General features: G+C 48.2%; 10 protein-coding genes. 5 read left to right on the top strand and 5 right to left on the bottom strand.

The annotated features are described in order from the left end of the window. From ABY436_RS17405 to ABY436_RS17395, 3 genes are all read left to right on the top strand, one after another. Nucleotides 1-698 (top strand): PilW family protein (locus ABY436_RS17405; RefSeq protein WP_372740199.1); only part of this gene is annotated, 698 nt, incomplete at its 5' end. Beyond that, nucleotides 676-1,854: a PilX N-terminal domain-containing pilus assembly protein gene (locus ABY436_RS17400; RefSeq protein WP_372740198.1), complete on the top strand. Its 1,179-nt coding sequence runs from the start codon at nt 676-678 to the stop codon at nt 1,852-1,854. The genes ABY436_RS17405 and ABY436_RS17400, both read left to right, overlap by 23 nt. Then, on the top strand, nt 1,854-2,951 hold the full coding sequence (locus ABY436_RS17395) for a prepilin-type N-terminal cleavage/methylation domain-containing protein (RefSeq protein WP_372740197.1): 1,098 nt from the start codon (nt 1,854-1,856) through the stop codon (nt 2,949-2,951). The genes ABY436_RS17400 and ABY436_RS17395 overlap by 1 nt, the downstream gene beginning before the upstream one ends. A 44-nt stretch (nt 2,952-2,995) precedes the next feature. On the opposite strand, the gene pgeF is transcribed toward ABY436_RS17395, so the two are convergent. Further along, nucleotides 2,996-3,718, bottom strand: coding sequence for a peptidoglycan editing factor PgeF (gene pgeF, locus ABY436_RS17390; protein WP_372740196.1), 723 nt, complete (start codon nt 3,716-3,718; stop codon nt 2,996-2,998). Nucleotides 3,719-3,747: 29 nt separating this feature from the next. Continuing rightward, nucleotides 3,748-4,719, bottom strand: a complete 972-nt coding sequence (gene rluD, locus ABY436_RS17385; protein WP_372740195.1) for a 23S rRNA pseudouridine(1911/1915/1917) synthase RluD — start codon at nt 4,717-4,719, stop codon at nt 3,748-3,750. A gap of 144 nt (nt 4,720-4,863) precedes the next feature. On the opposite strand from rluD, the gene ABY436_RS17380 reads away from it, so the two are divergent. After that, on the top strand, nt 4,864-5,796 hold the full coding sequence (locus tag ABY436_RS17380; RefSeq protein WP_372740194.1) for an outer membrane protein assembly factor BamD: 933 nt from the start codon (nt 4,864-4,866) through the stop codon (nt 5,794-5,796). Nucleotides 5,797-5,914: 118 nt separating this feature from the next. Beyond that, nucleotides 5,915-6,748, top strand: coding sequence for an ammonia-dependent NAD(+) synthetase (nadE, locus tag ABY436_RS17375; protein WP_372740200.1), 834 nt, complete (start codon nt 5,915-5,917; stop codon nt 6,746-6,748). A 23-nt stretch (nt 6,749-6,771) separates the two neighbouring features. Here the strand turns inward: nadE and thiO are convergent, their stop codons facing one another. The 3 genes from thiO to ABY436_RS17360 all read right to left on the bottom strand — a co-directional run. Continuing rightward, entirely contained in the window at nt 6,772-7,863 is a 1,092-nt protein-coding gene (gene thiO / locus ABY436_RS17370) for a glycine oxidase ThiO (protein WP_372740193.1), read from the bottom strand. Nucleotides 7,864-7,908: 45 nt separating this feature from the next. Beyond that, nucleotides 7,909-8,451 carry a GspH/FimT family pseudopilin gene (locus ABY436_RS17365; RefSeq protein WP_372740192.1) on the bottom strand — a complete coding sequence of 181 codons (543 nt, stop codon included), beginning with the start codon at nt 8,449-8,451 and terminating at the stop codon, nt 7,909-7,911. A 56-nt stretch (nt 8,452-8,507) separates the two neighbouring features. After that, nucleotides 8,508-8,921 (bottom strand): type IV pilin protein (locus ABY436_RS17360; protein ID WP_372740191.1); only part of this gene is annotated, 414 nt, incomplete at its 5' end.

The following is an 8,921-nucleotide window of genomic DNA, read 5'->3' as shown; positions in this document are numbered from 1 at the left end:
GCATTCGGAGGTTACCCCGCATGCCCATAAGAGAAACTCAAAGATTCGCGAAACAGCGAGGCATGAGCCTGATTGAAATAATGATTAGCTTAGTCATATCCCTCATATTACTGGGTGGTTTACTGAGTCTGTATATGGCCTTCAATCAAAGTAGTTTTGACCTGATCAGGAATATTAAGCTGGAACAAGAGATCAGAGCGACCATTAGTTTCATGGCGAAAGATATTAAAAGAGCCGGATTCATCAACGATGCCCATAGTAATATGGGGGATTCAAATTATTGCAGCCTAAGCTACTTTGACGATTGCACGAACAAAAACTCACTATTCAGCACCAGCAGTGGCAACATTGCGTATAGCTATGATGCGGATCTGGACGCTACCCCTGAAAATTACAGTTTCAGTCTGAACAGTGGTGAAATAACTTATCAATACCCAGGTACACTCACCCCGGTACCCATAACGGATTCAGGAACCACTGTTTTTACAAGCTTAACTTTTTCTCTATCTCCGCGCGTTGTACAAATCACAACCACTGACACGACAACGACACCAGCAACGACAACAGTCGAGGCCGAATTAATCATTCGCGAACTCACGATCGCGGCGTCAGCCTACCCGGCCGGTGATGATCCACAGTTTGCCAGGAGCGTCACTACAACCATAAGGATCCGTAATGATGAATTCAGCACACTCTGAACAAAGAAGTTTCTACGCAAAAAAAGAACGCGGTGTGGCCACGCTATTCATCTCTTTTATATTGCTCGCCCTAATGTCATTAACTGCATTCTTCGTCAACAGAACATTAGTGATAGACCAAGAGGTAGCCGGCAACTATTACCGCGCAGACCGCGCACAAATGGCAGCACAAACCGGCTTAGACGTTGTGCAGGCTCAATTAAACACACCTGACAGATCAACCTTCATCGATGGTAGTGGCAATCTTATTGCAGGGCCACACAACCTCTCTTCCTCACTTGGTTCAACCGCCAATACTTTTGGCACTCTATCATTATCCGTTACGTTAACCGATATAAGCCCCCCCGGTGAAACAGCTTCGATTCTGGCCATCAATTCCCTCGGCTGCTGGAAGGAAAGTGGCGCAGGTGCCGTGGCAGCCTGCGATACCTGCTCCACAAGCTGTCCTGCGAACGCAGAGGTCTCAGAGACAGTTGCATTTCGCGGCGCACTGACAGGAGTACCCTCGGCGCCACTCACAGCCAAAGGTGATATAAGCCTTAACAGCGCAGCTATTACAGTCACGAATACAGAGGGGCCATCTCAAGGACTCACTATTCATGCCGGAGGAGCCGTCACAGCCTCGTCCAGTAACTTGGAATCGCTGCCCGGCAGGCCGTCAGAATCAAGTGTAGCCTCAGGTGATGATGAATTATCGTCCATTAGCACCGATGACTTCTTCTTGAAATTTTTTGGCCAGGATAAAGACACCTATAAAGAGAATGCTGATTATCAAATTACCTGCGGCGGCGTATGCAATACATCAGTCAGCGGCAAACAAGGAGCCATCATTTGGGTAGATGTCCCTCCGGGAGACAGCTTTACTATCAATTCAAACACAACGGTTGGCTCAGCCGCCAACCCTGTTATTCTGATCGTTAATGGCAACTTGGAATTACGCGGTACCGCGTCCATATATGGCTTAGTCTATTCGGCAACTACTAATTGGAACAACTCCGGCGGGGGCACCTCACAAGTCCTTGGCGCTGCTATTTCTGAAGGTGATTTTGAAGCAACCGGTACACCTAACCCAACCTATGACAGCAGCGTGTTGCAAAGCCTTGCCAACAATCTAGGTAATTATTACAAAATTCCCGGTAGCTGGAGGGATTTCTGATGTCTGAAAAAAAAACGGCGCTACTACGGGACGAACAAAACGGATTCACCCTGCTGGAAGTCATGATCGCTGTTGTTATTATCGGCTTTGGCGTTGTTGCGATCGGAAAGTTTTTTTCTGTTAGCATGCTGAACTCAGGGTTTGCCCGTCAGCAGACCATTGCCCTATCGTTAGCGGATGCAAAAATAGAAGATCTACGCGCCTATCAGAGCCTCTCTATCGGACCGTCGGATTGCCCCGATCCGAATACTCCCAATTGCATAACTACGTATGACGCGATCAGCACAGGAACAGAAACTAATGGAGATTTTACCATTAACTGGAGCATCACACCGGTTACCACAGTCGGCGCTATAGGCGAATATAAAGAAATAGCCGTCACTGTGGCATGGACAGACCTGCAAAATCAACAGAGGTCTGTTCAAACCACCTCCGTGATTGGTGCCAGCGATCCCAAAAGCACAGCCTACTTGCTTCAGAGCTATGCCCCGCCTGGCAGCCCAGTGCACCCCTTTAACAGGGTATTAAAAGTTCCAATACCCGCAGTTGATCAGGATAACGGCACCAGCAGTTATGCTCCGCCAGGAACAAGCGGAGTCAGCATCATACTGGATAACACATCCGGCGAGGTCGTCGGCGGCCCCGGCATACCCGACAACATTGATAATGGCATCGCCTACTATCTGTTATCTGGATATATCAGTTTTGGTAGTGGCTCGATAAGGCCCGGCGTTGACGCTGAAAGTGATATCGACATTGTTCTGGATGTTACTACCAGTGATTATTCTTGCTGGGATGACAGCCACTTGGCTATTGCGGATAAAGCCTATGCCGACTTTATCACCTACTCATGTGTCATCAAGGCATATGACAGTATATCTGATGGCATAGATCTACCCACCTGGAGTGGTAACATCAGCCTGACACTGGATGTTGATGGAACCGCTAGCTATCTTTCTACGGCTGCTAATGTATGCCGCTTTGATGACACTCTAGCCAGTTATACGGATATTAGCGAGACATTAGCCAATCAAAACTTCATAGTCATTAAGCTGGACCGCAGCTGTCCCTCAGGGTCAAGCGCATTCGGATCCTGAAAAAAATTGGTTATATTTGATTAAATCAGCGCTGAAGCTCAATTTTACAGGTCCGTTTTCCAGATCAAGGTCGCCATGCGCCCCGTCTGCTGCTCGCGACGATAAGAGAAAAATCGCGCTGCATCAGAATAGGTGCAATAGGTGCCTCCGCTAATGTGCTGCACACCGGCACGTAACAAACGCAATCTGGCCAACTGATAGAGATCCGCCAACCATTTACTTTTATTTCCAGAAGGCCTAAAGCATTCAACTGATGACGGCAGATGATCACAGAACTGCTGCCTGACCTCTTCACCCACTTCAAATGCATCAGGCCCGATAGCAGGCCCTAACCAGACATAAACCTCAGCGCCTGAAAACTGCGCCAATGTGGTTTCTAAAACGCCATTTGCCAGTCCTCGCCAACCGGCATGAGCCGCTGCGACTTTGTTACCATCAGTAAAGACAACCGGTAAACAATCCGCCGTCATAATGACACACGCCAAGCCTGCTTGATCTGTCCAGCACGCATCGGCTTCATGGATCAAACCATCAGGTTGTGCTTCAATGCATCCGCTACCATGAACCTGAGTCAGCCATTGGGCATGCTGCACACCAACCTCATTTAACAGCCGTGATCGGTTTAATGCGACGGCAGACGGCTGATCACCGACATGATCGCCCAGATTCAAAGCATCATAAGGTGCTAGGCTAACACCCCCGAAGCGAGTGGTGGATACCACTTGAATCTGCCCGGGAGCACCCCAGCACGGCTTGATTAACTGCATAGAAGCATCACTCAACTAGAAATTCGCATCTAAAAATCGTCATCTTCATAATCTTTACTGTCTTGCTGTAACGCAGCCAGCAGTTGCTGGAAATCTTCTGGCAGATCGACTTCCCAGGACATCTGCTCTCTTGTGGCAGGGTGCCACAATTCAAGTTTTTTGGCATGTAAGGCCTGACGTTTAAAGCCCTGCAACACGACTTGTGTCTCCTCACTGGCACCTTTTGGCAGACGGAAACGACCGCCATACAGCTGATCACCCACTAAAGGATAATTAATGTGGGCCATATGCACACGTATCTGGTGCGTGCGTCCGGTCTCCAACTTTAATCGCAAGTGAGTATGTACACGTAGCTTTTCCAATACACGGTAATGTGTCACCGCTTCTTTGCCACCACGAATGACCGCCATTTTAAGGCGGTTTTTTGTGTGACGTCCCATAGGCTCATCAACACAACCGCCCCCGGTCATAACACCGAGCACTATGGCTTCATATTCGCGCCCCATAGAACGATCCTGCAACTGACACACCAACTCTGTCTGAGCCTGAAGCGTCTTGGCTACCACCATTAAACCGGTCGTATCCATATCCAGCCGATGCACAATTCCGGCACGCGGCACTAAAGCTATATCAGGAAAGTGATGTAACAAAGCATTCAGCAAGGTACCTGATCGGTGCCCGACTGCCGGATGCACCACCAGCCCTGCAGGCTTATTAACCACCAGAATATCATCGTCCTCATAGACAATATCCAACGGAATATTTTCGCCGGCATGAGTCTCTATCGGCTCAACCGTCGCGTCCACCCGGATACGCTCACCACCGTAAAGTTTTTCACGGATTTTTGCGTGTTTACCATCCACCGTCACAAAACCATCTTTAATCCAGGACTGCAGACGTGAACGTGAGTACTCGGAAAACAGTTGCGCAACCACCTGATCAAGACGTTTTCCGGTTAATTCACCGGGGACCACCACTTCTAATTCAATCTTTTCTGACATCAATATACCGATCTGTAGCGCTGATGATTTTGCTTAGCTTCAGGTTATGGTTAAATAGACCGTTAATTAAGCATTTTGGCTCAGTATACCCGATACGGCGAGTTACGCCGAGAATCGGATACGTGGAATATCAGGATTTATTACATGCGCTTGGTAAAAATCGTTGGCATCGTCACCCTTTGCATTCTGGCTTCGGGCTGTTCATGGTTTGGTGGTGATAAAGAGATACCGGATATTCCGGAACAACAATTATATGAAGAATCAATCGCGGCGTTGGAAAAGACTGATTACCAGTTAGCGGTAGATAAACTGCAGCTATTAGAGGCTCGTTACCCGTTTGGACGCTACTCAGAACAAGCACAGCTGGAACTGATTTACGCGTACCATAAGAACTATGAACCGGAAGCTGCCAGTGCAGCCGCTGACCGCTTTATTCGTCTGCACCCATCACATGAAAATATCGATTACGCTTATTACCTCAAAGGGCTGACAGCCTTCGAGCAAGACAGAACATTCTTTGAGCGCTATCTGCCAATCGATATTACACGCCGCGATCCTGGCGCCGCTCTTTCCTCTTTCGAGAGCTTTTCAACACTGCTGAATCGCTATCCGGACAGCCAATATGCACCTGATGCCAATAAGCGCATGATATTCCTGAAAAACCGGCTGGCGACCTATGAAGTCAATGTTGCCCGTTTTTATATGAAACGCGGTGCCTTTGTCGCCGCGGCCAACCGCGGGCGATATGTCGTAGAGAATTTACAAAACACCTCAGCAACGCCTCAGGCACTTGCCGTTATGTATCAGGCATACACCGAACTGGGCATGACAGACCTGGCAAACAGTGCGCGTGATGTTTTACTGACAAACTACCCGGAATATGACCTGACAACCTATCGGAAAGAAAATAAGACGCTATTGGAAACAGCCACTTTCGGGCTACTTGGCAGCAGCGATGCAGCCGCCACTCCGCCATCACGTCCTGCAGTTAACAGTAACGCTGATGTCTCGCAGGATAAGACAGAAAAAACAGAAAGATCTTGGTTTGACCGGATTACCTTTGGTGTATTTGAGTAATGACTAACAGGTGACTAGCAGGGGCATGAACTTTTGGGCCATGATACCCAACTAGTAAACCCCAGAAATTAAGCCCAAGTAATAAAGCTAACGTAATAAAGAAAGGAACGTAAGCGTGATGAATGCAAATGACATCATTAAAGAGATGCGGGTACTCCCTGAAATAGAGCCAGGGTTTGAAATCGCACGACGTATTGGTTTTATTAAGGAACGTTTACGTGCCTCAGGGCTGAAATACCTGGTTTTAGGTATCAGCGGAGGTGTTGACTCATCCACGTGTGGGAGATTAGCCCAACTAGCCGTTGATGAACTCAACTCAGAAACGGGCTCAAATCATTTTGCGTTTATCGCTGTGCGCCTACCCTATGGCACACAGCATGATGAAACGGATGCTCAACATGCTCTGTCCTTTATCAAACCGACAGAAACCCTGACGGTTAATGTAAAGCCGGGTGCGGATGCCCTTCATCAAGAAGTCACCGCGTCATTGCATGAAAGCCGGCTATTAAATGCCAGCGAAGCCGCCATCGACTTCGCTAAAGGCAACGTAAAAGCCAGAGCACGCATGATCGCCCAGTATGAAATCGCCGGTATTGTTGGCGGCTTAGTACTGGGAACCGACCACTCAGCGGAAAACATCACCGGTTTTTATACTAAATGGGGAGATGGCGCATGCGATCTGGCGCCGTTGTTTGGCCTGAGTAAACGTCAGGTACGCCAGCTAGCGATGGAACTCGGTGCCCCAGAAAGCTTAGTCCATAAAATACCAACCGCCGACCTGGAGTGCCTTGTTCCACAAAAAGCAGATGAACACGCGTTAGGGCTAACCTACGAAAATATCGATGATTTTCTGGAAGGAAAAAACGTAGATACGCAGGTACAGGAAAAATTAATCAGCATCTACCTGAAAACCCAGCATAAGCGTAACGCCATTCCAACCATCTACGATTAACCGAACTTGTTGGCAAGGAAGGGTTAAATACGCCCTTCCAACTGATAAGCCGCAGGATTCACGACAGGCTCACGTCCGAGTAACATATCCGCATGCATGCGTGTCGATGCGGGAGCTAAAACCAGTCCATTACGATATTGACCCGCATTAACCGCCAGCCCAGCAACACCCGGCACATCACCAATAAACGGAATTCCTTGAGGCGATCCTGGCCGTAACCCGGCCCAATGATGCTCAACCTCGTAATCTGCTAACGTGGGAATGATCTTCAAAGCTGTCTGATGTAAAGATTGATAAGCATCCTCAGTGGTGTTTTTATCAAACCCTTCTCTTTCCAGGGTGGATCCGACTAAAACACGACCATCATTACGCGGAATCACATAACGCCCCGCCATCAGGATGACACGATTAACCGTACCCACAGGGGTTTTAAAGATCATCATCTGCCCCTTCACAGGCTCAACTGGCAAGTTAAAACCCAAAGGCTTTAGTAACTCACTACTCCAGGCACCGGCAGTTATAATGGTCTTTCCGCCGCTGATATCGCCTTGCGCAGTTCTCACACCATGAACCTTATCGTTATCTAACAGTAAGTGTCGCACTTCGTGATGTTCATACAAGGTCACTCTGGGTGATTTCTCCAGGCTGGCTCTTAACGACTTGCCTAAACGAGGATTGCGAATGCTGCATACTTCCGGCATCCACAACGCGCTTTGATAGCCTTCACAAAAATTAGCTTCCCGTGCATAAAGATGAGCGGCTCCCACCTTACTCATTGGCCGGTTAAACTGTGCAGCCCAACTCAAGGCGGCTTGTTCATCCTCAACACCCACCATATACATACCTTTTTGACGAAGTTCAGGATCACAACCGGTGTCTTCGATCAGATCCTGTGACAGATGCAGATAACTGCTTTGCGACCAGGTTGCCAGCTGAGTCACCGGATCAGAATAACGCCATGGATATAAAGGTGAAACAATACCGCCACCCGCCCACGTCGCTTCCTGTGCGCATGCCGAACGATCCACCAGAGAAACCGTCGCACCGGCCTGTATCAGCTCACGCGCCAGCATCATACCGATGACACCTGCACCCACAATCACAAAATCACTCATTCCTGTACCTGATGATTTGAAGAGAAAGAAGCCGGCTAGTGTATTTTAAATATCCGTTGAACGCACCCGCCCCACATTGTTAAGTATCAGATGTCGTTCAAGAGAAGAGGCTAAATGCTTAATATGAAATGAGCTGTTACCCATTTGCAGACGACCACTGGGCGCATAAATTAAATAATGCCCTCGCCCCCAATCTATTTCTACAGGCTCGCTAAAGTGAGTAAGGTGTAATAACTCATCGGTCGCAGCGGTATAGACCCGATCATTATCCACATCCTGAAATACGATAAACCCGTTACCCCACATCAATCGACCTATACCCACATGACCTGCACATTGTGTCACTACATTATCAAGACTACACACCTGGATACTCGCACCACGCTTTACCGCCTCTGATCGGGCAATAGATAAACCAGTACGAATGGCTAACGAGGTTGATGTAACATCACTGCGCGCCAACATTTGTGTCAATGAAGGTATACCGATAACAATGAGAATTAAGGAAACAGCCGAGGCGACCATTAACTCAATCAATGTGAAGCCGAATTGCGAATGCAACGACTTGTTATGCGCTTCCCTGTGCATATTTTTGTCCTCAGGCTATCCTTAGCCAAAAATCATAAATTGTAAGTAAAATGCTTCTACCAGCAGTCTTGCACACTCCCTGTACCTGTCTCACCCCGCGTACCTATCTGATTAATACTAATCGTGCCACATTGCGTATCAGCGGTTTGGGCGCCTTGCGGTTGCGCCTGAATTGTATAAGCCGTAGCAGTTGCACCCGATGCCGATAGCCCTATGGTATATCTTGCTGCCATACCATTTTCAGTTGTACAGCCACTCGCAGGCACTGCCGCTGCATACGTCATATTTGCTGTAAATTGGCGCTCCATACTTTGCGCCAGAGAAAGTACACATCCACTCGCGGTAGTACGCCACGAACGCAACACATACTGCTGATAACTCGGGTAAGCAATGGCAGCCAATATACCGACAATGGCTACGACGATCATGAGTTCGATAAGGGTAAAACCCTTTTGCTTTGATTTCATATG

The organism is Neptunomonas sp., assembly GCF_041601355.1.
Taxonomy (GTDB): domain Bacteria; phylum Pseudomonadota; class Gammaproteobacteria; order Pseudomonadales; family Balneatricaceae; genus Neptunomonas.
The sequence above is the reverse complement of the archived record's forward strand: the minus strand, read 5'-3'. Positions and strand labels throughout refer to the sequence as shown.

Excerpts from the sequence above, each read along its gene's own strand:
- ABY436_RS17400 (WP_372740198.1), top strand. The coding sequence starts at position 676 with ATGATGAATTCAGCACACTCTGAACAAAGAAGTTTCTACGCAAAAAAA.
- ABY436_RS17395 (WP_372740197.1), top strand. The coding sequence starts at position 1,854 with ATGTCTGAAAAAAAAACGGCGCTACTACGGGACGAACAAAACGGATTC.
- pgeF (WP_372740196.1), bottom strand. The coding sequence starts at position 3,718 with ATGCAGTTAATCAAGCCGTGCTGGGGTGCTCCCGGGCAGATTCAAGTG.
- rluD (WP_372740195.1), bottom strand. The coding sequence starts at position 4,719 with ATGTCAGAAAAGATTGAATTAGAAGTGGTGGTCCCCGGTGAATTAACC.
- ABY436_RS17380 (WP_372740194.1), top strand. The coding sequence starts at position 4,864 with ATGCGCTTGGTAAAAATCGTTGGCATCGTCACCCTTTGCATTCTGGCT.
- nadE (WP_372740200.1), top strand. The coding sequence starts at position 5,915 with ATGAATGCAAATGACATCATTAAAGAGATGCGGGTACTCCCTGAAATA.
- thiO (WP_372740193.1), bottom strand. The coding sequence starts at position 7,863 with ATGAGTGATTTTGTGATTGTGGGTGCAGGTGTCATCGGTATGATGCTG.
- ABY436_RS17365 (WP_372740192.1), bottom strand. The coding sequence starts at position 8,451 with ATGCACAGGGAAGCGCATAACAAGTCGTTGCATTCGCAATTCGGCTTC.